At 69.0% G+C, this 21,482-nt stretch carries 19 protein-coding genes; 9 read left to right on the forward strand and 10 right to left on the reverse strand.

Annotated elements, in window-relative coordinates; all coding sequences use genetic code 11:
• Positions 1-100 precede the first annotated feature (100 nt).
• Positions 101-958, forward strand: coding sequence for a hypothetical protein (locus ACXMDP_RS03500; RefSeq protein ID WP_259729163.1), 858 nt, complete (start codon positions 101-103; stop codon positions 956-958).
• A gap of 215 nt (positions 959-1,173) precedes the next feature.
• On the opposite strand, the gene ACXMDP_RS03505 is transcribed toward ACXMDP_RS03500, so the two are convergent.
• The gene (locus tag ACXMDP_RS03505; RefSeq protein ID WP_259729162.1) at positions 1,174-2,241 is read right to left on the reverse strand and encodes a sulfotransferase family protein; all 1,068 of its coding nucleotides are present in this window, start codon (positions 2,239-2,241) and stop codon (positions 1,174-1,176) included.
• A 10-nt stretch (positions 2,242-2,251) separates the two neighbouring features.
• Positions 2,252-4,789: a glycosyltransferase gene (locus ACXMDP_RS03510; RefSeq protein ID WP_259729161.1), complete on the reverse strand. Its 2,538-nt coding sequence runs from the start codon at positions 4,787-4,789 to the stop codon at positions 2,252-2,254.
• Positions 4,790-4,839: 50 nt separating this feature from the next.
• Between ACXMDP_RS03510 and ACXMDP_RS03515 the strand changes: the two genes are divergently transcribed.
• From ACXMDP_RS03515 to ACXMDP_RS03540, 6 genes are all read left to right on the forward strand, one after another.
• Positions 4,840-5,808 (forward strand): tetratricopeptide repeat protein, encoded by a 969-nt coding sequence (locus tag ACXMDP_RS03515; RefSeq protein WP_259729160.1) that lies wholly within the window; start codon positions 4,840-4,842, stop codon positions 5,806-5,808.
• Positions 5,805-6,599, forward strand: coding sequence for a peptidylprolyl isomerase (locus tag ACXMDP_RS03520; RefSeq protein WP_259729159.1), 795 nt, complete (start codon positions 5,805-5,807; stop codon positions 6,597-6,599). The genes ACXMDP_RS03515 and ACXMDP_RS03520 overlap by 4 nt, the downstream gene beginning before the upstream one ends.
• Positions 6,599-9,562: an ATP-binding cassette domain-containing protein gene (locus tag ACXMDP_RS03525; RefSeq protein WP_259729158.1), complete on the forward strand. Its 2,964-nt coding sequence runs from the start codon at positions 6,599-6,601 to the stop codon at positions 9,560-9,562. Before ACXMDP_RS03520 ends, ACXMDP_RS03525 begins: the two co-directional genes overlap by 1 nt.
• Before the next feature lie 105 nt (positions 9,563-9,667).
• Positions 9,668-10,798: an HlyD family secretion protein gene (locus tag ACXMDP_RS03530; RefSeq protein WP_457767079.1), complete on the forward strand. Its 1,131-nt coding sequence runs from the start codon at positions 9,668-9,670 to the stop codon at positions 10,796-10,798.
• Positions 10,799-10,800: 2 nt separating this feature from the next.
• The gene (locus ACXMDP_RS03535; RefSeq protein ID WP_259729156.1) at positions 10,801-12,027 is read left to right on the forward strand and encodes a glycosyltransferase; all 1,227 of its coding nucleotides are present in this window, start codon (positions 10,801-10,803) and stop codon (positions 12,025-12,027) included.
• Positions 12,024-12,683, forward strand: coding sequence for a hypothetical protein (locus ACXMDP_RS03540; RefSeq protein WP_259729155.1), 660 nt, complete (start codon positions 12,024-12,026; stop codon positions 12,681-12,683). The genes ACXMDP_RS03535 and ACXMDP_RS03540 overlap by 4 nt, the downstream gene beginning before the upstream one ends.
• On the opposite strand, the gene ACXMDP_RS03545 is transcribed toward ACXMDP_RS03540, so the two are convergent.
• On the reverse strand, positions 12,677-13,843 hold the full coding sequence (locus ACXMDP_RS03545) for a glycosyltransferase (protein ID WP_259729154.1): 1,167 nt from the start codon (positions 13,841-13,843) through the stop codon (positions 12,677-12,679). The two genes, ACXMDP_RS03540 and ACXMDP_RS03545, sit on opposite strands and share 7 nt — an antisense overlap.
• 34 nt (positions 13,844-13,877) lie before the next feature.
• Between ACXMDP_RS03545 and ACXMDP_RS03550 the strand changes: the two genes are divergently transcribed.
• A complete protein-coding gene (locus ACXMDP_RS03550; RefSeq protein ID WP_259729153.1) occupies positions 13,878-15,767 on the forward strand; it encodes a glycosyltransferase in 1,890 nt (629 codons plus the stop codon).
• 12 nt (positions 15,768-15,779) lie between these two features.
• Here ACXMDP_RS03550 and ACXMDP_RS03555 read toward each other — a convergent pair whose 3' ends face one another.
• On the reverse strand, positions 15,780-16,487 hold the full coding sequence (locus ACXMDP_RS03555) for a tetratricopeptide repeat protein (RefSeq protein ID WP_457767080.1): 708 nt from the start codon (positions 16,485-16,487) through the stop codon (positions 15,780-15,782).
• A gap of 102 nt (positions 16,488-16,589) precedes the next feature.
• On the opposite strand from ACXMDP_RS03555, the gene ACXMDP_RS03560 reads away from it, so the two are divergent.
• Positions 16,590-17,429: a hypothetical protein gene (locus tag ACXMDP_RS03560; RefSeq protein ID WP_259729151.1), complete on the forward strand. Its 840-nt coding sequence runs from the start codon at positions 16,590-16,592 to the stop codon at positions 17,427-17,429.
• Positions 17,430-17,464: 35 nt separating this feature from the next.
• Here ACXMDP_RS03560 and ACXMDP_RS03565 read toward each other — a convergent pair whose 3' ends face one another.
• The 6 genes from ACXMDP_RS03565 to prfB all read right to left on the reverse strand — a co-directional run bounded on the left by ACXMDP_RS03565 (position 17,465) and on the right by prfB (position 21,469).
• Positions 17,465-18,232 (reverse strand): MBL fold metallo-hydrolase, encoded by a 768-nt coding sequence (locus tag ACXMDP_RS03565; RefSeq protein ID WP_399232776.1) that lies wholly within the window; start codon positions 18,230-18,232, stop codon positions 17,465-17,467.
• Between the two features lie 65 nt (positions 18,233-18,297).
• Positions 18,298-18,912 (reverse strand): anthranilate synthase component II, encoded by a 615-nt coding sequence (locus ACXMDP_RS03570; RefSeq protein WP_259729150.1) that lies wholly within the window; start codon positions 18,910-18,912, stop codon positions 18,298-18,300.
• Between the two features lie 62 nt (positions 18,913-18,974).
• Positions 18,975-19,397: a diacylglycerol kinase family protein gene (locus ACXMDP_RS03575; protein WP_259729201.1), complete on the reverse strand. Its 423-nt coding sequence runs from the start codon at positions 19,395-19,397 to the stop codon at positions 18,975-18,977.
• A gap of 99 nt (positions 19,398-19,496) precedes the next feature.
• A complete protein-coding gene (ybeY, locus tag ACXMDP_RS03580) occupies positions 19,497-20,111 on the reverse strand; it encodes an rRNA maturation RNase YbeY (RefSeq protein WP_259729149.1) in 615 nt (204 codons plus the stop codon).
• On the reverse strand, positions 20,108-20,311 hold the full coding sequence (locus tag ACXMDP_RS03585; RefSeq protein ID WP_259729200.1) for a DUF3285 domain-containing protein: 204 nt from the start codon (positions 20,309-20,311) through the stop codon (positions 20,108-20,110). The genes ybeY and ACXMDP_RS03585 overlap by 4 nt, the downstream gene beginning before the upstream one ends.
• Positions 20,312-20,343: 32 nt before the next feature.
• A protein-coding gene (gene prfB / locus ACXMDP_RS03590) for a peptide chain release factor 2 (RefSeq protein WP_144036962.1) occupies positions 20,344-21,469 on the reverse strand; the annotation gives its coding sequence in 2 pieces (ribosomal slippage) (positions 20,344-21,393 and positions 21,395-21,469; 1,125 coding nt in all).
• Between the last annotated feature and the right edge of the window lie 13 nt (positions 21,470-21,482).

Raw genomic sequence — 21,482 nt, forward strand, 5'->3', positions numbered from 1 at the left:
GGGTTTGGAGTTGCTGTTGAGGATGGTCACGTGAAAACAACCACCATAAAGCAGGCAAAATCGCGTAGCCTAATCTAAGGCCAAACTTGATTGCACTCGAGTGGCGCAGATCGATGTGCTGATGGTGGCAGATGGCGAGCGGCTCTCGCTCGGCTGCATGGTTGCCGCGATCATCGCCAGGAAATCCTTTCCAGAGGCGCGCTTCTTTTTCGCGGTGCCTTCGGATGTTCCTTTCAATCTCGGCTTGCCGGAAGGCACTCTGGAGGCTCTGGATGTGGATCTGGTGCCCTTCACCTTCAGGGATCTGCAGGTGGAGGGCAAGGGCTACCGAATCCTCAACAAAGTGAGGGCGCTGGCGGCCTTCGGGTCTCGCCCAGTGATGCTGTGTGATTCTGACCTGTTCTTCCTGCGCTCGATCCCAGCCGCATACTTAATCGGCCGCACGGTGCCCTCAGCGACGCCCGAGCACGGTCGGCACTATTTCCCCTGGGAGCGCCTCTACGCCCACTTCAACCTCCTGCCTCCCTCGTTCCAGGTGCTCTGTGGCAGTGGCGAAGCCAGCCCGCCCTGGTTCAACGCCGGGCTGGTGCATGCCCCCAATGCCGCTGCCCTGGGGGCGGAGTGGGAGAAGATCTGCCTGGCCATCAATGCATTGCCCTGGGTGCCCGAACGTTGGCCCTATCTGGATCAGATCGCCTTGCCGCTGGCCATGGCGAGCCTTTCTCCAGCCTCTCGGCTCACCGAGGCATCGGTGCTTGACAACCGCCTGAATCAAAATCTATTCCATTGGATGGAGAATCAGAGCTACGTGACCAATGGATTCGGTGTGCATCACCATGGCCGCGTTTCATTGATTAAAAAGTATTTCCCGTCACTTCTGATGTGGCTGCATGCGGATTACCCCCTGCTGGAGCAAGTGCTGGAGCGTTATACCTTTTATGATGATCACGGCGAATGAGGTGATCAGCGATCCCCCTGGAAGCTCTCCAGTGAAGATCGTTCGGGGAGTCTCACCAGAGAGGGCCTTTCTTGGTACGAGGATGGAGATGGGTGCTGGCGGTCCAGGCCGATAACGCTCAGTTTCAGGTCACAGTTGCCTCTGCTGCAGCTCCTCGTTCCAGCGAGAGGGCAACCCAGCCATCGCCGCCGCTGGGCCTCCCACTCACAACGCCCTCACAGCGCCGTCCACAGCTCGAGCGCTTCCGCCAGCACCCCTTCCCGGCAGCGGCGCGCCAGCGCCGGATCGATCGGCTGGCTGGGCACCACACCCACGTTGTGCGCCGGATAGCTGCGGCCCGCCGGCAGGTCCTCGCGCTTCAGATCGAGGAAGGCCAGGCAGCGGTGCACCACCCGCTCGGGGTGGAGGGCCAGGTCTTCGAAGCGCAGCACCAGCAGTTGGGAGGCCGGCCACGCCGCTTGCCAGCGGCGTAGCTGCTCGGCGTAGAGGCTGCCGCTCAGCGCATTGGGCCGAAACCAGCCCAGCGTCTCCCGTTCCGCCCTTCCCATCGCCTCCAGCCGGTCGGCTTCATCCGCCAGCAGGGCTCCGGCGTCACCTGCGAGGCCGATCAGGCTGTGCATGTGGCGCAGCCAGCTGAGTGCCCGATCCAGCGGTTCGCGCAGCAGCACGATCAGCCGCGCTTCCGGCACCAGGGCTCGCATCCGCTGCGGCGTTTCCGGGTTCTGCAGATAATCAGGCGTGGCTTCCAGCCGCAGCAGCCCCGGGCTGCGCAGCGCCGGAAACTGGGCCCGGTACCAGGCCTCGCCCCGTTGCCAGTGGTTGTCGAAGAAGTGCAGTTCCTTGAGCGGATGCAGCCACACCCGCGGATGACCGGCCAGGTAGGCCGCCAGGGAGGTGGTGCCGCTCTTGGGAGCGCCGAGGATCAACACCTCTGGCAGCCCACCGCCCGATCCCGCTGCCAGGCGCCAGGACGGCAGGTCCAGGCGGGCGGCCCGGCGGTTCAGGGCCATCGCCGCTTCGGGGTCGTCGTCCCGCAGCCAATGGGCCAACAGCGACAAGCCAAGGGCATAGGGGGGCGCCGCCTCGATCAGCTGGCGCAGCTGGGGCAACAGCTCCTGCCGGGCGGAGGCATCGATCTGCAGGTAATACAGGCCCCGCAGGCTGCTGGCGTCCGCCGGATCCAGCGCCAGCACCTGCAGGTAGGCGGCAGCCGCAGCCTCGGGTCGGCCCTCCATCCGTGCCGCCGCCGCCTGCTTGAGCCCGTTCGCTTTGGCCTGCACCATGGCGGCGAGATTAGGCAGGCCGGCCCTGATCATCCGTCGCTGTGTCCTGCTGGATCCGTCGCAGGGCGGCCGCCACACGGGCTGGATCGAGCAGGATCGGCTCTGTGATCGGCGCCTCGAACAGCAACTGGCTGTACAGCCTGGGTGGGGTAGCGGGCTGCAGGCAGCGCACCAGCTTCAGGGCGCCCGCTGCTGCCAGGGCATGGCCGTAGGGAGGGGCATAGCGCGGCTGGTGCAGCTCCAGCACCTGGGTGCCCGGCCGTGCAAAGGCCAAGCCCGCCAACGCTGCTCCATGGGCGAGCACCAGCAGTTCGGCGTCGGCGATCAGGGCCGCCTGTTCCGCCAGCGGCAGCCCTTCCAGCACCGTGGGTTCCAGCGCCAACCCCTCCTGCTCCAGGTGGGCCAGCAGCTCCGCCTCCCCGAACACCGGTCGGCGGCCTGATGGGCCGCGCACCAGCCACAGCCGCCGGCCAGCCCCGCCCCGGGGGCCCCGCTGCTCAGGCCGTAGGTAGCGGTGGCGCAGCCAGGCGCGGGCCCGCCGCGACGGCCAGCCGAATGGGTGCAGTGCAGCGGGCACCAACAGCCGCTCTGCCTGCAGATGGGGATGTTCACGCGCATCGATCAGCAGCTCGGGCGGAATGCCGAGGTCGTCCACCAGGCAGCGGCGCACCCGCTCGCTGCTGCCGCCGTTGTGCCAGAGGTGCCAGGCGGCCGGCCACCCTTCTGCGCCAGCCAGCGCCAGACCCAGGCGCGGCAGGCTGTCAAGCAGCCAGTGGTAGTGGATCTCGGCGGAGAGGTCCACCACGGCCAGCACCGTGCCGGCCACCACCAGCGGCGCTCCGGCCGGCGGTGGCTCGGTGCTGCTGGGCGGGTTGGGGCAGGTGGGCCAGGGCTGGGGATAGCGGCGGCACAGCTGCGGCAGCAGCTCGCCCGCACCATCGGCCACACCAAGTCCGTGGGTGGTGCCCCAGGGGTTGCTGCTGGGTGGGCGCAACCAGGCGCGGCCCTGCTGGAGCTCATGCAGCTGGAAGCGTTCCTCCCGCCACCCCTGCTCCTGCAGGGTCTGGGCACAGGGGAGGCAGTCGGTGCCGCGGCAGTCCGCCGCTGGTGTTGGCGCCGCCAGGCCCCGGAAGCGAGCGGCATCCGCGCCATCGCTGGGCTGGGGGGGCAGGTGGGCCGCCAGCTGCTCCAGCGCTGCTGCACCCCATGGGTAGCGGGGGGCTGCCAGCCGCGCGATGGCCCGGGCCAGTTCGCCACCGGGTTGCAGTTCGAACACCTCCTGCAACCGCTGACGCGCCGTTTCGGCGTTTTCCGGCCAGCTGATCAGGGCCCAGCAGCGCAGCAGCTCCGCCAGCTCCTCCGCCAGTTCGGCCGCGGTGGACTGCGGCTGCAGCAACGCCTCGCACCAGGCCAGCACCCGAAGCCGCAGGCTGGCCAACGGGTCGGCGCCGGCGGGCAGAGTCTGCCACCAGCGGGTCAGTGCTTCCGGCCGCCACAGCGGGTCGCTGCTCTCCAGTTCAGCCCTCAGCTGGCTGGCCAGGGCCTGCAGCCGGCGGCCTGTACGGCCGCGGCCGGAGTGGGCAAGATCCTCCAGCACCTGCGCTTCCAGGGCGTACCAGGTGGGATCGCTCAGCCACTGTTCAGCGCTGACCTGGCGGCCGATGCGCGCGCAGCTGCGTCCCGCGTTTTCGGCCAGGTGCAGCCAGGTGTGGGCGTCTCCGTGCGGGCGGCTGCCCCAGGCGGTGCGCCACAGCTCCAGGGCCAGCTGAGGCTGTTGTTCCTGCCAGGCGTGCCAGCCCGCCCAGGCCCGGGTTCCAAACAGCAGGGCCGTGCGCCGGGCCCGCAGCGGATGGCCCGCAGGCAGGGCCTCCAGGCGCCGGTTCATCACCCACAGGAGCGCACGGGCCTGATCGGCCGCCTGGCGGCTGGCCGCGCCGCCATGCACCCGATAGCCGCAGAGCACCTCCTCCAGCCAGGCGCCGCGCTGGCCGTCGGCGGCCAGCCGCAACAACAGGTCCACATCCTCCGCGTGCCGCAGGGCGGGATCAAAGCCGCCGCTGCTGGCCAGCAGCGAGCGCCGCAGCATCCAGGCGCTCGGCAGAACGGCCTTGTGCTCAAAGGCCGCCTCCAGCTCGCAGCCCGCTCCCTCCTGCCAGGGGCACACGTCATGCAGGGGCTGGCCCGAGGTGTCCAGGCGCTGCCAACCACACAGCAGGTGCTGCAAACTGGGGTCGGCCTCGAATCGAGCCGCCTGGTGGCTGAGCCGGGCGGGCAGGGCGATGTCGTCGGCATCGAGGAAGGCCACCAGAGGCGCACGCGCTGCGGCCCAGCCGATGTTGCGGGCCGAGGCCACCCCTCGCCCCGCCGCCAGGCGGATCAGCCGCACCGGCTGAACACCTCCGCGTGACCACGCGGCGATCAAGCCGGCCGAGTGGTCCGTGCTGCCGTCATCCACCGCCACCAGTTCCCAGTCGGCCAGCTCCTGGCCCCGTAGCGACGCCAGGCAGGCCGGGAGCCACCGTTCCGCATCGCGGAACGGAAGGATCACGGAAACGCGTGGCAACATATGGCGAAGCAAATGCAGGCTGAGGCTGGCTGATGGGTTTGCGTACGGCGTTGATCCGCATGCTCGGCGGGGAGAAAAGCTCTGCCGGCCCCAGCGGTTCATTCTCCCTGGATCAGCCTCCTGCCCCACCCCCCCATGCCCCGGCCAGCGCCGGGCCCGCCTCCCCGGAGCTGCAGTTTCGCTACGCCGAAGAACTCAACGATCAAGGGCGGCCTGATCTCGCCGTTTCCCACTACCGGCAGGCCTATGTGATGTTGCGTGTGCTGGCCGGGCCTGCGGCGGCCCAGCTTGCGGGTTACACCCAGCTCGCCCTGCCGGATCGCACTTCCGGCCAGCCCATGCCGGGGCTGCCGCAACCTCCTGCTCCCCCCTCGTACAACCCCCTCGCGGCTCTGCGCCAGAAGCTCAGCAGCGCCAACGCCGCCGAAGTTGAGCAGGAAGTGCGCCAGTTAATTGTGGCGGGAGGCCGTGGTGCTGATTCCTTCAGCCTGCTGGGCATGTGCCACCTGCTGAAAAATCAGCCGGCGGAGGCGGAGCGCGCCTTCCGTGAAGCGCTCAAATACGACGGCAATCATTTCCGCAGCCTGGTGAATCTGGGCGGCGTGCTGCTGAAAACCGGCCGGATCGAGGAGGCGGTGCCGCTGCTGGAAAGCTCACTCCAGCACACGCGCCCCGGATCGCCTGAGTCGTTGGCGGCCCTTACCAACCTGGCCGTGGCCCAAACCCAGCTGGGCCGCCCGATCGATGCCGCCCAGTTGGTGCTGCGCATCTTTCGCATCAAGCCCGATCATCTTCAGCCCGACAAACTCGTGGTGGCGGCCAAACATCTCGAGGAGATGGGCGACGACACGGCGGCCATCGACCTGCTTCAGCATCTCCGCACCCGCCTGCGCGAGCCCGACCTCAACCGCCGCCTGGCCGAGTTGCTCGAACGGCGGGGTGACTATCAGCAGGCGGCCCTGGTGTACCGGGAGCTCGCCGCCGGCACCGGTAGCCCATGAACACCCTGCTGCCGCCCCAGCTGCAGGATCTCGGCAACACACTCCCTCTGCCGGATCAGGCCACCGTGCGGTTCCTGGCCCGGCATGAACTGCTCAGCGCCTGGTGCCAGCGGCGTCTGCTCGAGGAGTTGGCCGCTGCCCCCGTGCCGCTGCAGGCCGATCCCGAGGCCGAGGCCGACGACGATGAAGCCTTGCTGCTCGGCTACGCCCGCCGCTGTGGCCTCGACAACCTCGACGCCCTGCAGACCTGGCGCGAGGCCCGCGGGCTTTCGCTGGAAGAGCTGGAAGCCCTGGCCAGCTTCGACACCCGGGTGGCCCGTGCCAGCCAGTGGATCTGGAGCCAGGAGGTGCCTGGCCTCTTCCTGAAGCGCCGCGGTCAGCTTGATGAAGTGGTGCTCACCTTGGTGCGCGTGCGCGATCCCGACCTGGCCACTGAGCTTTTCTTTCAGCTGCAAGACGGGGAATGTTCTTTTCATGAAGTGGTGGAGCGCCATGCCGACGAAGCCGATCGGCTGCGGCGTGGGGTGGTGGGTCCGTTGCCGGTGAACCGGCTGAATCCGCTGCTGATGAAGGTGGTGCGCCGCTACAAACCCGGTGAACTGATTCCGCCGCTCGATATCGGCGGGGTGGTGCATCTGATCCGGGTGGAATCGCTCAAACCCGCTCAGCTCGACGACCGCCTCCGGGCCCAGCTCCTGGAGGAATGCCGCAGCCGCTGGCAGCGCGATCAACTCAAGAAGCTGCGTGAGCGGCTGATGCAGCTTTCCCCTTCCCTGGAGGACCAGCCCTGATGCGTTTTGACCAGCTTCTGCGCAACTCGGCGCTCCTCGCCGACCTGCCTGACGATCTGATCAACCGGATGGCAGCTGAAGCCTCCATCCTGCAGCTGGGGGTGGGCCAGCCCTTCCAGCGGGCCGGTCAGCTGCCACCCGGCGCCGCGCTGCTCGTGGAGGGGCGGCTGCGGCGGCTGCAGGTGCGGCCGGGGGAGCCACCCACCAGCCTCGGTCTGGTGGGCCCTGGCAGTTGGCTGGGCTGGACCTCCCTGTGGCGCGGTGAGCCGGAACTGGGCTTGGTCGCCTCTCAACCCTGCGCCCTGCTGGTGCTGCCGGCGGCCCTGGCTGTCCGGCTGTTGCAGCAGGAGCCGCTCCTGCGCCAGGCCGTTGCCGGCCGGCCTTCACTCGAAGAGCTCGCCAGCCTGATGGAGGTGTGGTGGCAGGCCCAGGGCCTGCGGCCTGAGCGGCCGCAGGCGCGGCTGGAGCAGTTGCTGGGTGAGGCCCTGCTGCTCGGCCCCAACGACCAGCTCCCCCCTGGTCACCTCGTTCTCTATAGCGGGCCGCGGCAGCCGGCCGGGCTGCTGCCAGGGGATCGGCTCCAATCGGATTCGGAAGGCTGGCGCGGCGCGGTGAACCAGCTGCCGCCCCGGGTGGTGGCCATCCCGGAAGCGGCCCTCAACGCCCAGTTGCCCCAGGAGGGCAGTTCCGCCCTGGTCCCCCTGACCAACCGGGCGCCAATGCTGCCCGTCGATCCCCTTGAGCTGGGCTTCGTGGACACCCGTCCGCTGGGCAGCGGCGCCCGCAGCACCACCAATCCCTCTGCTGATCGGGTGGAGCAGGCCTTCCTCTGTATCCAGCAGCTCTGCCAGGCGCGGCAGGTGGTGCTGTCCAACGAGCAGCTGATGCGCAATCTGCGCGATGTGGAAGCACGGCTCGGTGCCCTGCGCTTGCCGCAGGTGGGGCTGCAGCTGGAAGCCCTCGGCTTCGATACCCGGCCGCTGCGGGCGCGCGCCTGGGAGCTCGCCCGGCTGGAGCCCCCGGCGGTGCTGGATTTCGACGGCCAGTTCGTGTTGCTGCTGCTGGCCGGCCGCGGCAGCGGCGTGCTGATCGGTGATCCCCGCCGCGGGCCGGTGCGGCTCAGCCTGGCCGAGCTGGAGAAGCGCTGCCCCGAAGGCCTCGATGTGCTGGTGGTGCGCGAGGGCAGGGCCGGCCGTGATGTGGTGGAAAAGGCTGGCCTGGGCTGGTTCCTCAGTGCCTTTTCCCGCTATCCCGGCATGCTCACCATGGTGGTGTTCTCGGGCCTGGTTTACCAGTTGCTCGACATGGTGCTGCCGCTCAGTGTGATGCTGGTGATCGATGTGGTGGTCGCCCGCAACAATCCAACACTGCTGGCGCCCATCCTTTTTGTACTGGTCACCGCCACGCTGGTGAACGCCGTGATTGGCGGCGTGCGGGCCCTGGTCACCGCTGATCTCTCCGATCGGGTCGATGTTCGCCTGGGATCGTCGGTGGTGGAGCATCTGCTGCGCCTGCCCCTGCCTTATTTCGAGAGCCGCCAGGTGGGCGCCATTCTCTACAACGTGAACCAGCTGTATTCGATCCGCCGCTTCGTGGTGGATCAGGTGCTCGGCGTTGGCCTCGACCTGGTGCTCGGCCTGGTGGTGCTGGTGGTTCTCTTTTTCATCAGCCCCACCATCACGTACCTCACCCTGGCGGTGGTGCCGGTGATGATCGGCCTCAATCTGATCGGCAGCCCGCTGATCAGCCGCAACCTCAAGACCAGCAACCGCTACATGGCTTCGGCCAACTCCTATCTGGTGGAGCTGCTCTCGGGCATGCGCACCGTGAAGAGCCAGAACTTTGAGGTGGAGGCCCGCTGGCGCTGGCTCGATCGCTACCGCCGCTACACCAATGCCCGCTACCAGCTCACGCGCCTCTCCACCCTGCTCAATCAGGCAGGTAAAACCGTCGGCAACCTCACCGATGTTGTGCTGATGGGTGTGGCGGTCGTGATGATCCTGGCCAACGACCTCAGCATCGGTGCCCTCTTCGCGATCCGCATCCTCTCCAGTCGGTTGGTGAGCTCGATGGTGCGGCTTGGTGGGCTCTGGCAGGGAATTCAGGAGTTGCAGATCTCCCTGGCCGCGATCAGCGAAGTGATGGAGAGCATGCCGGAGGCCGGCCCTGAAGACCAGCAGCAGCAACCGCTGCCTCCCCTGCGTGGCGACCTCCGCTTTGAGCAGGTGTCGTTCCGCTACGGCACCCGCACCCCTTACCTGCTCGATGGCCTTGATCTGAGCGTGAAGGCGGGCCAGTTCGTGGGCATCGTGGGCCTCAGCGGCAGCGGCAAGAGCACCCTGGTGCAGCTGATTGATCGCCTCTACCTTCCCCAGCAGGGCAAGGTGTTCCTCGATGGCATGGATGTGGGCAAGGTTCAGCTCGCCAGCCTGCGCACCCAGGTGGGCTACGTGCCCCAGGACGGCCTGCTGTTCGAGGGCACCGTGCTCGAAAACCTCTGCCTCAACAGCCCGGATGCCGACATGGAGGCCGTGGTCGCCGCCGCGAACGTTGCCGCCGCCCATGAGTTCATTTGCGCCCTGCCGAATGGCTATGCCACCCGGCTGGGCGAGCGTGGCGCCGGCGTGAGCGGTGGCCAGCGCCAGCGGCTCTGCCTGGCCCGCATGGTGTTGCAGAACCCCACGTTGCTGATCCTCGATGAGGCCACCTCCGCCCTTGACGCTGAGACCGAGCGGCAGGTGTTCGCCAGGCTGCGGCAACGGTTCCAAGGCACCACCGTGCTGTTCATCACCCACAGGCTCACTACCCTGGGCGAGGCTGACCGCATCCTTTTCATGGACAGGGGCCAGATCATTGAGGATGGCCGCCACGACGATCTGATGCGCCTCGCTGGCTCCTACGCCACCCTCTACTACCAGCAGGTGGGGATTCCCTTCGATTCCAACCAGGGCAGCCAGGCCTGAACCCAACCCGCGCCCCCGTCATGCAGCCCACCAAGCCCCCGCCGCGCCATCCCGCTCCTTGCTTGGCAGGCTGCGGCCCACCACCCCGTCCGGTCGGACAACCGGATGCTGGGCTCCATCGAAGACACCGGCTTTTCCAGCGAAGACATCCGCCTCGAAAGCCGGCCGGCCTCCTGGATGCCCGTGGCGATCGGCTCGGCCCTCTCCGTTTTGGTGCTGGCTCTGCTGGCCAGTGCGGTGTTCATCAAGGTCGACCGGGTTGTCACCGTGCCAGGCCGCCTCAAAACGCTGCGCTCCACCCAGGATGTGGCCTCCACGGAGCAGGGGGTGGTGAGCAAGGTGCTGGTGAAGGAAAACCAGCTGGTGCGGGCGGGCCAGCCCCTGGTGGTGCTCGATCCTGAAACCCTCACGGCTGAATCGGCCTCGCTGGTCGACAGGCAGGGATCCCTTCAGGCCAACGCCATCGCCGAGCTGCAGCGGCTGGAGGCCGCGATCGGCGAGGCCAATGCCCGCTTGGCCGGCGCCCAGGAGCAGCTCACCATCACCAACGAGCAGCTCGCCCGCCTGCGGCCCCTGGCCCAGGAGGGCGGATACGGCCAGCTCAACGTGCTCGACACCGAAAAGAAGCGGGTGGAACTGGAATCCAGCATCCGCTCCACCCGCGCCGAGATCACCAAGCTCCAGGCCGAATCGGCACAGAAGGAAGCCTTGCTGGCAGGGGAGCTGGCTTCCAACCGCTCCAGTCTGGTGGCCACCCGCAACCGTCTGCGGCAGACGGTGCTCAAGGCGCCTCTCGATGGCACGGTGCTCGATCTCCAGGCCAAGCCCGGGTTGGTGGCCCGTGGCACCGAACCCCTGCTCAAGCTGGTGCCCAGCGACAACCTCCGGGCCGAGGTCGACCTGCCCGATGCTGACCTTGCCTTTGTGCGCCCCGGCCAGAGAGCCGAAGTCGAGTTTTCCGCCTACCCGCGTGACCGCTACGGCTGGTTGCCCGCCGAGGTCGTCTCCATCGGCACCGATGCACTGCCGCCCGCCGAAAACAGCCCCGTGCAAACCCCACGCTTTCCAGCAAAGCTGCAGCTCAGCCGCCAATACCTCGAAGCCGATGGCCAGCGCTACTCGCTTCAGGCCGGCATGGCACTCACCGCCCACCTCAAACTCGACAAAGTCAGCATCCTCGAACTCTTGTTTTCCAGATTTACCGGCGGTGCACGGGCCCTGCGCACCATCCGCTGACGTTGGCGCTGCGCGTGCTGCTGCTGCACCAGAATTTTCCTGGTCAGTTCCAGCATCTGGCGCCCGCCCTTGTCAACCGCGGCGACGACGTGGTGGTGGTGGGCCGCCGAACGGGCAGCTATCCGGCCCTGGCTGGCCGTCTGCGCTGGCTCGCCACGGGCGGCAACGTGCACAACGATCTGCGCCATGGCGATCCCGAGCGGCGCCTGTTGGCTCCCTGGCACCAGGCACGCCGGGTGGTGGCCTGCCTCACGCCCTTGGCCGCGTCGGGATGGCGGCCCGATGTGGTGCTCGCGCATTGTTTCTGGGGCGATGCGCTCCTGCTCGACGACCTCTTCCCCGCCGCCCCCCTGGTGGCTCTGCTCGAACTCGACCTCAGCTCCCCCCAGGTGTGGGGCGGGGCGGCCTCGCCAGGCAGGCGGCAGCTGCAGCAGTGGGCTGACGCTCTGGCCATCCGCCGCATGGCAGTGGGGCTCACGGCCAGCCGCTTCCAGCGCGACAGCTACCCGGCCTGGCTTCACCCCCGCCTCCGGGTGATCCACGAAGGCGTGGACCTGCAGGCCTGTGCCCCCGATCCGCTCGCCCGCCTCCAGCTCCCCGGCGGCGTCAACCTCGGCCCCGAAGCGATGGTGCTCAGCTTTGCGGCCCGCAGTCTCGAACCACTGCGGGGCCTCGATCGTTTGCTGGCCGTGCTGCCGGCCCTGCAACGCCGCCTGCCCCGCCTGCAGGTGGTGCTGGCCGGTGCCTGCGACCGCGGTTGCTACGGCGCCGCACCCCCCGGCAGCGAGAGCTGGTTGGCCCATCTGCTGGCTCGCCTCGGCGACAGCATCGACCGCAGCCGCCTGCACACACCCGGCCTGCTGCCCCGTTCCCAGCTCAGGTGCCTGTTCCAGATCAGCCGCTTGCACGTTTACCTCAGCCGCCCCTACGTGCCCAGCTGGAGCCTGCTGGAGGCGATGGCTTGCGGCGCTCCCGTTCTGGCCAGCCAGGATGCCGGCGTGGAGGGGCTGGTGCTGGAGGGGGTGAACGGCCGGCTGCTGCCCGCCGACGATCCGCAGGCCCTGCTCGACCTGCTCGTGCCCCTGCTGGAGCAGCCCGCTGCTGCCGCTGCGCTGCGGCTCGGTGCCCGCCGTCATGTGGCCGCCCACTTCGATCACCGCCGTTGCGTCAGCGCCCAGATCGAGCTGCTCGATGCGGTGGCCCGTGGCCAGGAGCTCCCCTCACCATGAGCACCCCGTCGGCGTCATGGACGGAGCTGCTGCGGCGCGCCCTGGCCGAGGCCGACTGGCCCGTGGCCGAAGGTGCCCTGCAGCGGCTGCTGCTGCTCACCCCCGAGGCCCCTGATCTGCTCGACCTGCTCGGCTACGTGATGCTGATGCAAGGGCGCTTCGATGCCTGCGAAGCTGCCCTGGAGCGGGCCCTGGCCGCCGGCAGCCGCAGCTTCTGGACGCCCCACAAGCTCGGCGACGCCCATCGCGGCAGGCAGCGCCTGACGGCCGCGGCCGCGGCCTACGAGCAGGCTCTCACCTGGGGCAGCGACAGCCCCCTCACCGTGCGCAACCTGCTGGAGGTGCTGGTGCCCCTCGATCCGGCGCGGGCGCTGCAGCGTCTTCAGCAATTGGCGAGCCAGCAGCAACCCGGCTGGCAGGAGGGCGCCTGCGCCGCCGCCAGCTCCGGCTTGGCCCCCGAACTGGCGGAGTGGCTCTGCGCCAATGGCGCCGCCGATCAGACGGTGCGGGCCCTGGTCTGCATGCGGCGCCTCAGCTGCCTGGATCTCGACAGTGCCAAGCAGCTTCTGCAGGCCATCGATACCCCCTGGTCAGCTCCCCTGCGGCAGCGGCTCGAACGGTTGCAGTCGCCCTTGCCGCAGCCCGAGGGTCACTGAAGCCGGCGCAGCGGGTGATCGGGCGGCAGGGCCTTCACCAGTTCGGCCCGGCCCCCCCAGCGCAGCAGGCAGCCGATCCGTTCGGCCACCACTGCGGCGAGGGCCGCTGGATCGAGGGCCTGCCGCACCGCCCGCCGCCCCGCCGCGCCCAGCTGGGCCGCTTGGTCCGGATGCTCGGCCAGCCGCCGCAGGGCCGCCGCCGCCACCTCCAGATCCGGTTCGCCCCAGCACCAACCGGCCCGGTAGTCGCCCTCACTGCGTTGGATCGCCACCCGGCGGCAAGGCACCAGCACCGCACTTCCCGGGGGCATGAAGCAGAGATTGCCGCCATAGCCACTGGCCACCGTCGGGATGCCAGCGGCCATGGCTTCGGCCAACAGCAGTCCGAACCCCTCGGCCCGATGCAGGCTGAGCACCACGTCGGCTTGCGCGTAGAGGGCATCAAAGGCGCCCGCAGACAGGTGGTTGGTGATCAGCTGCAGGCGGGAATCGCCGGCGCAGCGCTCGACCAGTTGGGCGGTGGCCTCCGGAAACTGGCTGGCACTGGCGAGCTTGAGCACTAGCCGCGCCTCCAGCGCACCGCCTGCCGGGAAGGCGGCGAGGAAGGTCTCGATCACGCCGTCGGGATTCTTGCGGCCGCGGGTGCTCCAGAAATCGAAGGCATAGAGCACGGTGAAGGGCTCCCCACCGCCACTGCGGCCGGCGCGCAACTGCGCCAGCCGGTCGGCGCGTTGCCAATCGATCAGATGCGGCAACGCCGTGACCGGCACCGGGCTGCGCTGACCAAGGGAGGTAGCGCAGAAGGGCGAAGGGCACCAGAGCTGATCGAGGCCTGAGAAGCCCACCTCCCAGCCGTCGGGGAAGGCCTCCAGCTCCCAGGCCCAGAAGCCGATCCGCAGCGGTGCCTCCAGCTGCAACCGCTCCGCCAGGCCATCGGTCTGCCGCAGCACATTGGGGTTGGTGTGCACCAGATCGATCGCGGCGGCGGCTGGCCCCGCGGCGGCGCCCTCAGCTCCATCGGCATGGGTCGCCAGGGGCAGGTGGCGCAGCTGCACCGTGAGCCCGGCGGCACGCAGGGCTCGCGCCGTGCACAGCGCACCCTCGCCCAGGCCGAACCCACCGCCGAGATGGCCCCACAGATTCACAACCAGGGGCGACACTGAGCTGTGGCAACCCATCCAGTGTGGCCTCCCCTTGGCTTCCACACCGCAGCACTGGTATTCCCTCGGCGAGCAGGCCCTCGAGCGGGAGCACTGGGCTGAGGCGGAAGCTGCATTGTGGGAATGCCTGGCGCTGGATCCGCGCCATGGCGCAGCCCTGCATCTGCTGGGCCGCCTGCGAGCGCGCCAGGGGCGGCGCCCGGAGGCGATCCGCCTGCAGCGTGAGAGTGCCCGTTGCGATCCAGACCTCGGCTGGAACGCTTTCGCTCTGGCGGAACTGCTGGAAGAGCAGAACGACTGGCCGGCTGCCGCCGGGGCCATGGCCGCAGCCGCGGCAGCCCTGCCACACCAGCCCTGGATCGCTCGCCGCCGGCAACGGCTGGAGGGCCTCGCCGCTCTCGACGGCGAGACCCTCGCCGATGGGCTGGGCCCCGCCGCTTACCGCTACTGGCGCCGGCACCTGGAGCTGCCCTTGCCCCCTGTCGAGCCGGCTGATCCGCTGCCCGGTTGGCAGGTCTGCGTCGGTGCCGGCGCCCAGCTGCGGGCGGGGGCTCTGGGCTGGATGGCGGCCGAACTGAAGCGCCGGCTGGAAGCTGGTGAACAGCTCCCCGATGGCCTCTACGCCGACGAAGACCTGATCAGCCCAACCGGCGAGCGTTTTGGGCCCTGGTTCAAGCCGGGTTGGCAGCCGGAGAGCTTCTGGAGCACCCCCTGGCTGGATGGGCTGAGCGTGTGGCGGCTCGACTGGCTGCAGCAGGCCGACCTGCCACCACCGCCTGCCGCACCCGACGCCCTGTTCGCCTGGCAGTTGCAGGCCCTCGCCTGCCAGCCGCGCCTGGTTGCCCTGCCGCGGATCCTGGTGCACCGCCGTGCTGCCGCAGGCGGCCAGCCCTTCGCCATGCCGGCGATCGCTCGCTCCGACCTGCTGCACCGCCACCTGCGTGAGCTGGGTGAGGCGGTCACGGCCGTCACGCCCCACACGGTGGAGCCGCCGGGATCAGCGCAGCCTGGCGGGGTGGCCGGTTTCCGTTTCACCTGGGCCCTGCCTAGCTCGCCACCGCTGGTGAGCGTGATCGTGCCCAGCCGCGATCGCCCCGATCTGCTGGCGGCTTGCCTCGATGGGGTTGACCGGGCGCAGACGCCCCGGCTGCGCCTTGAGGTGTGGGTGGTCGACAACGGTTCACGCCAGCAGGCCAGCGCCGAGCTGCAGCGCCGATGGCAGGAGCGGCCAGGTCTGCGGGCCGGTTGGCTGGATGGCGATGGCCCGTTCAACTGGAGCCTGCTCAACAACGGGGCAGCCCGCACCGCCCGTGGAGATCTGCTGCTGTTTCTCAACAACGATGTGCGCCCTCTGCAGCGCCGTGGGCACCACGCCGGCTGGCTCGAAAGCCTGGCGGCCCAGGCGCTGCGCCCGGTGGTGGGCTGCGCAGGCGCCCTGTTGCTCACGCCTGCAGGGCGCCTGCAGCACGCCGGGGTGCTGCCGGGGCTGGGCAGGGATGGCTGTGCCCACCCCTACCGCGATCTGCCGCCAGACCATCACGTGCACCGCTCCCGCAGTTCCTTTCTCACCACCTGGCCCGCCCTCACCGGCGCTTGCCTGATGGTGAGGCGGCCGCTGTTTCTTGAGGCGGGTGGATTCGATCCAGCCTTGCCGGTGGAAGGCAACGACGTGGACTTCTGCTTGCGGCTTGGAGCCTTCGGCCTGCGGCATGTGCTCACCCCGGAGGCGGTGCTTGTTCATGCAGAGGGGAGCAGCCGCCACAGCCGTGGTGACGACCGCGCGGCCCGCCATGCCGGCCTCACCGGTCTGCGGCAACGCTGGCCCGCAGCCATGGCCGGCCCAGGCCTGTGCTGGCCGGGCGCGAGCAGTGCACTGCACCACGATGGCCGCCCCCGCGAACTGCAGATCCCCGGCTGGGACTGACGTGTTGCCGGTTCAGCGGCTTCGCCGGGCTTCGTGGCGATGGAGAAACAGGCGGAACTGCTCCAGTTGCAGCTCGATTTCGTCCAGTGACGGGAGCCGTTGTCCCTGTGGCACCAGCGCACGATCCGGCCAGAGCGACAAGGCCGCTTCCTGGCGTTCCCGCTGGGCGAGCTCAGCTTCCACCTCTCCCAGCGCCCGTTCAATGAGGCGGTGGTGGTGCTGATTCTCAGCAGGCTGCAGAGCCAGGGCGCGGCGAAGGCTGCCCATGGCCTGCTCAAGATCGCCTTGGTGCCGCAGCTGGCAACCGAGCTCAAACCAACCCCAGCAAAACGTGGGAGCCAGCTCCACACAGCGCTGCTGCGCGGCAATCGCTTCGGCGCAGCGCTGCAGCCGGGCGAGCGCCCGACCCTTGATGTGGTGGCTGAAGGCGAAATCCGGGCGTCCGAGCAGGGAGCGACCAATCAGCGCCAAGGAGCGCCGCTCGTCGCCAAGTTCCAGGGAGGCCTTCGCCAGCAGGTAAGTGATCTGCGCTTCCAGCGGTGTGCCGGCCTTCACGTGCTGGAGCTGGGGCTGAAGCGCCTCAACCATCAATGGCCAATCGCCGCTGGCCTCAAGCTCCTGCCCCAGCCGCTGAATCATCCCGGCATCACCGGGAAACCGGCGCAGACTCTCCAGCAGTGTTTCCCTCCGCAAGGCGAGCCCCTGGTGGTGTGCTCCCATTGTCTGGCCTTGGCCAGCAGCCCACCGCCGAAGGGCTGGCCGGGCAGCCGTGAGGCAAGGGCGGCAGGATGGAGCCACGGGATCGGCGATAGCCACCACTCCATGGGTTTATCGCCCCAGACCATCTCCTACGACGGCCATGGCGCCCTCTGGCTGTATGGCCTGCCCGGCAGCGGACTGATGTACAGCCAGGCCGCTGGGGCTCCTTCGCTGCAGGAGCTTGCCTGTCAGGAACCTGCGGCAGTGGGGGAGTCCACACGCATCTGGATCTGCTACGGGGAACTGGCGGACGGACTGGCGGACGTGGTGATGCGCACTGACGATCCCCAGGAGCTGGAGGCCGCACTTGATCAATGGCAGACAGATCTCTCCAGATCGGCGGCACTGAAGCGGCGCTGGCGGGAACGGATCCAGTTGATCAACATCTGTGGCGATGGGGCAGCGCTGTTGGCCGCAGAACTGCCAGAACTGGCCACTGGGCAACGCCGCGGAATCCTGGCGAGCGGGGTATCGAGCGGCGCCATGGAATTGGCCACGCGTGCACTGCTGGAGGCCCGACCGAGCCTTCTGAAGGCTTGGCTTGACGCCCAGCAATGGGCCGATGCCAGCGGCCATGCCGAGGGTGTCGACTGGCGCCGACCAATGCCATTGGCCCGGATCCTGTCAGCGCTGGAAGGCCAGGGGTTGAAGGCGAGCGCAGGACACCGCCAGCTGGAGGAGCGTTGTGAACAGCTTGAACGCTCCCTTGACCTGGAAAAGGAGCATGTGGGGGTGCTGCAGGGCTATCTGCTGCAGATGGAGCGTGAACTCGACCACTTCCTGGCCAACCATGAGCGGACTGCAACTCTGGCGGAACAACTTCCGCAGCTGCTGGAGCGGGCTCGGCGCCTGATCGGAGTCAGCAACTCCGCAGCACCCGGTGGTCATGGGCTCCATGGCTGAGGCCTAAGGCTCGCTGGTCAGCAGGACGCCCGTCTTCAGCGCAACACCAGAATCTGCGTGGCGTCGCTCAGGGGCGCCCCCAGGGTCACCGTGCGGCCCGGGCGCTGCACGGGGGTGCCGGGCATGGCATCAAGGAAGGGCTTCACGCTGCCCTGGTCGCAACTGGCTGGGGTGGTGCCGCTCACGTATTGCACCGGGATCACGCGGCGTGGTTGCAGTTCGCGCACCACTTCAGCGGCTTCGGCGCCCGTGTACACCTTGGCGCCGCCGCCCACACCGATGATCAGCACATCGGGCTTGCCGAGCAGCACGCGGTCTTCCGGTTTCAGCGGTGCGGCCGTGCCGCCGAGGTGGGCGATCTCCAGTCCTCCCTGCTTCCAGCGCCACAGCGTGGCCATGCCGAAGCGGCGGCCGCCGAGGCGGTCGTGGGGGGCGGCGAAGCCTTCGATGCGCAGCCCCGCCACCCGGTAGGAGCCCGGGCTGGCCAGGAAGCGACCGGTGGCCACCGGCGCCCCTTCATCCAGCAGGCGGCTGCTGGCCAGGATCACGTCGGCGCTCACCCTCGGTTCCGGCAGCCCGGCGGCGCAGCCCACCGCCTTGAACGGATTCAGCAGCACCGTGGCGCCACCGCCGCGGATCAGCAGGGCGCTGTGCCCGTAGCTGGTGATGCTCACTCCACCGGCAGCATGGCCGGCCGGCGGCATCGCCAGGGCCAGGGGCATCGCCAGGGCCAAGCCCCCCACCAGCAGCTGGGCAAGCAGGCGGCGCCGGGACGGGGCCGGTGCCGGGGAGTCGGACGCCATGGGCTGCTTCGCGCCCCGATGGCGCCGGATCTTGGCGGAACCTAGCAGCGCTGCCGGGGCGAGCCCTACCGGCTGGTTCCGCTCGTCGTGCTGGCGGCCTGCCGCAGGAAGTTGGCCAGCAGCTGATGGCCGCTCTGGGTGAGCACGCTCTCCGGGTGAAACTGCACCCCCTGCACGTGGCGGTACTGCCGGTGCCGCAGCCCCATGATCGTGCCGTCCTCCAGCCACGCGGTGATCTCCAGGCAGTCGGGCAGGCTCTCGCGCTCGGCGATCAGGCTGTGATAACGGGTGGCCGTGAGCGGGTTGGGCAACCCCTCGAACACCCCCACCTCTGCATGCAGCACCGGTGAGGTTTTGCCGTGCATCAGCTCATGGGCGCGCACCACCTTGCCGCCGTACACCTGGGCCAGGCACTGGTGCCCCAGGCACACCCCCAGGATCGGCACCGTCGGCCCCAGCGCCGCCAGCACCTCCAGGCACACGCCCGCCTGATCCGGATCACCGGGGCCCGGCGAGATCAGGATCGCGGCCGGCTCCAGCTGGCGGATCTGCTCCAGCGTGAGCGCGTCGTTGCGCTCCACCCGCAGCTCGGCCGCCAGCGGGTGCTGCGCCGCCAGCTCACCCAGGTACTGCACAAGGTTGAAGGTGAAGCTGTCGTAGTTGTCGAGAACGAGAAGCATCCCGGCTGCCGGACCAGCCGCCATTCAACCCACCCGCGCCAGGGAGCGGCGGTTTGGGCGGCTCAAAGCCCCAGCCGCAGGAGCAGGGCTGGCACCAGCAGCAGCGCCGCGATCAGCACGGCAGCCAGGGCGGCCACCAGCACGGCGGCGGCTGCGCAATCTTTGGCGATCTTGGCCAGCGGGTGGAAGCGGCGCCCGATCGCCAGATCCACCACCGATTCGATCGCCGTATTCAGCAGTTCCAGCACCAGCACCGCCGCCACCGTGAGCACCAGCACTGCCAGGCGATCCAGGCTCAGCTGCAGCCATAGCCCCAGGCCGAACACCACCGCGCCGGTGATCACATGGATGCGGAAGTTGCGCTGGCTGACGAAGCTGTAGCCCAGCCCCTGCATCGCGTAGCGCAGGCTCAGCGGCAGATCGCCGGCCACCCTCCAGGCACCGCCCCGGCGGCCGCGCCCCCGGCGAGGAGCTTCACTCGCCATCGGTTCGGTGGAGCGTGGCAGCAGCGTGGTCATGGGCGCCGCAACTCGGGCCTGCGTCGAACCATACCGCTGGTTTCACTGGCACGCTCCCCCAGCCGGTCACGGCTCGCACACCGGGCCGGCGTCGCCGCTTCCTGCTGGCGCCGCCGCAGCGATGCCCTCCAGCAGCTGGTCCTGACGGGCGAGCATGGCCTCCAGGCGGGCGTCGTCGGGGTGGTCCCAGCCCAGCAGGTGCAGCAGGCCGTGGCTGGCCAGCCAGGTGAGCTCCCGCGCCAGGCTCTGGCCCGCCGCCTCGGCCTGCCGCGCGGCCGTCTCCACGGAGATCACGATGTCGCCGAGCTCGAGCGGCTCGCTGTCCTCGTCGTCGTCGCCGCCGGTCGGCAGCGGTGGCGCCTCCTCCTGGGCCGCGAAGGCCAGCACGTCGGTGGGGCCCTCCTTCTGGCGCCAGTCGGCGTTCAGCTCCGCCATCGCCGCATCGTTCACCAGGGTGAGCCCGAGGCTGTAGGAGGACGCTGCCAGCTCGGGCGGCAGTTCGCCCTGCAGCTGCGCCAGCCACACGCTCAGAGCCCCGTGCCAGAGATCGGCCCCCGCCAGCGGATCGGCCAGATCTCCGGCGGCGGCGAGCAGATCGTCCGGCAGGTCGTCGTCGCTGGAGAAAGCGAGGTCGAGGTCGGGCGGGAGCGGCAGGTTGCCGTGGGCGGCTGGCAGCGTCATTGCGGCAGGGTGGGGCGGCCGAACCAGGCCAGCAGCAGCAGCAGGGAGCTGAGCCCCACGGCGGTGAGCCCGAAGTGCAGCAGGCTCTGACGCCCCTTGCGCACCATGTTGCGCATCGCCAGCTTCACGAAGCTCGGCGGCGGCACTGCGGGAGCTGCCGTGGTCGCGCCGGGGGCGTCCGGGGGGTTGCTCTCAGGCATCTGGGGATTGGCCATCAGGGGATCAACGGGGCTCAGGCGGCCTCATCGGCGGCGATCTCCACACCCTGGCGCAGCAGCGCCTGGATGAAGGGATCGAGATCGCCATCCATCACCCCCTGCACATCGGTGGTTTCCACAGCGGTGCGCAGATCCTTCACCATCTGGTACGGGTGGAACACGTAGTTGCGGATCTGGTTGCCCCAGGCCGCCTCCACGATGTCGCCGCGGATGTCGGCGATCTCCGACGCCCGCTGCTCCTGGGCGATCACCAGCAGCTTGGCCATCAGCAGCGCCATCGCCTTCTCCTTGTTCTGGAGCTGGGAGCGCTCCTGGGTGCAGCGCACCGCCAGGCCGGTGGGGATGTGCAGGATCCGCACCGCTGTTTCCACCTTGTTCACGTTCTGGCCGCCGGCGCCGCCCGAGCGGGAGGTGGTCACCTCCAGATCCTTGTCGGGGATGTCGAGCTTCACGTCTTCGTCCAGCTTCGGCATCACCTCCACCCCCGCGAAGCTGGTCTGGCGCTTGTCGTTGGCGTTGAAGGGCGAGATCCGCACCAGCCGGTGGGTTCCTTTCTCGTTGCGCAGGTAGCCGTAGGCGTAGCGGCCGTCGATCTCGATCGTGCAGCTCTTGATGCCCGCCTCCTCCCCTTCCGAGAGTTCGTCCACCGACACCTTCATGCCGTGGTCTTCGGCCCAGCGGGTGTACATGCGCATCAGCATCAGCGCCCAGTCCTGGGCGTCGGTGCCGCCGGCGCCGGCGTTGATCGAGATCACGGCGCCTTCCTTGTCGTAGGGGCCGCTCAGCAGCCGCTCCAGTTCCCAGCGGTCGAGGGCGCCCTTGAGGCTCTGCAGGCCGCCGTTGGCCTCGCCCAGCAGTTCCTCGTCGGGTTCCAGGTCGTAGAGCTCCAGCGTGGCGCGGGCGTCATCGATCGCCGCCTGCCACTGCTGCAGTTGCTCCAGCTGAGCCTTCACCTCATCGAGCTGGCGCATCTGTTTCTGGGCCTGCTGCTGGTCGTCCCAGAAGCCGGGCTGGGAGGCCAGCTGCTCGAGATCCTGCTGGCGCGCGTTCAGGGCCGGTACGTCAAAGACAGTCCTGGGCATGGCCCAGGCGGTCGGTGAGTTCGGAGAGATCGCGCTTGAAATCGGTGAGATCGAGCACCGGCGGGCCTGGG

Source organism: Cyanobium sp. ULC065 (assembly GCF_977927515.1).

Excerpts from the sequence above, each read along its gene's own strand:
- ACXMDP_RS03505 (WP_259729162.1), bottom strand. The coding sequence starts at position 2,241 with ATGGTGCAGGCCAAAGCGAACGGGCTCAAGCAGGCGGCGGCGGCACGG.
- ACXMDP_RS03515 (WP_259729160.1), top strand. The coding sequence starts at position 4,840 with ATGGGTTTGCGTACGGCGTTGATCCGCATGCTCGGCGGGGAGAAAAGC.
- ACXMDP_RS03520 (WP_259729159.1), top strand. The coding sequence starts at position 5,805 with ATGAACACCCTGCTGCCGCCCCAGCTGCAGGATCTCGGCAACACACTC.
- ACXMDP_RS03525 (WP_259729158.1), top strand. The coding sequence starts at position 6,599 with ATGCGTTTTGACCAGCTTCTGCGCAACTCGGCGCTCCTCGCCGACCTG.
- ACXMDP_RS03530 (WP_457767079.1), top strand. The coding sequence starts at position 9,668 with ATGCTGGGCTCCATCGAAGACACCGGCTTTTCCAGCGAAGACATCCGC.
- ACXMDP_RS03540 (WP_259729155.1), top strand. The coding sequence starts at position 12,024 with ATGAGCACCCCGTCGGCGTCATGGACGGAGCTGCTGCGGCGCGCCCTG.
- ACXMDP_RS03555 (WP_457767080.1), bottom strand. The coding sequence starts at position 16,487 with ATGGGAGCACACCACCAGGGGCTCGCCTTGCGGAGGGAAACACTGCTG.
- ACXMDP_RS03560 (WP_259729151.1), top strand. The coding sequence starts at position 16,590 with ATGGGTTTATCGCCCCAGACCATCTCCTACGACGGCCATGGCGCCCTC.
- ACXMDP_RS03565 (WP_399232776.1), bottom strand. The coding sequence starts at position 18,232 with ATGGCGTCCGACTCCCCGGCACCGGCCCCGTCCCGGCGCCGCCTGCTT.
- ACXMDP_RS03570 (WP_259729150.1), bottom strand. The coding sequence starts at position 18,912 with ATGCTTCTCGTTCTCGACAACTACGACAGCTTCACCTTCAACCTTGTG.
- ACXMDP_RS03575 (WP_259729201.1), bottom strand. The coding sequence starts at position 19,397 with ATGGCGAGTGAAGCTCCTCGCCGGGGGCGCGGCCGCCGGGGCGGTGCC.
- ybeY (WP_259729149.1), bottom strand. The coding sequence starts at position 20,111 with ATGACGCTGCCAGCCGCCCACGGCAACCTGCCGCTCCCGCCCGACCTC.
- ACXMDP_RS03585 (WP_259729200.1), bottom strand. The coding sequence starts at position 20,311 with ATGCCTGAGAGCAACCCCCCGGACGCCCCCGGCGCGACCACGGCAGCT.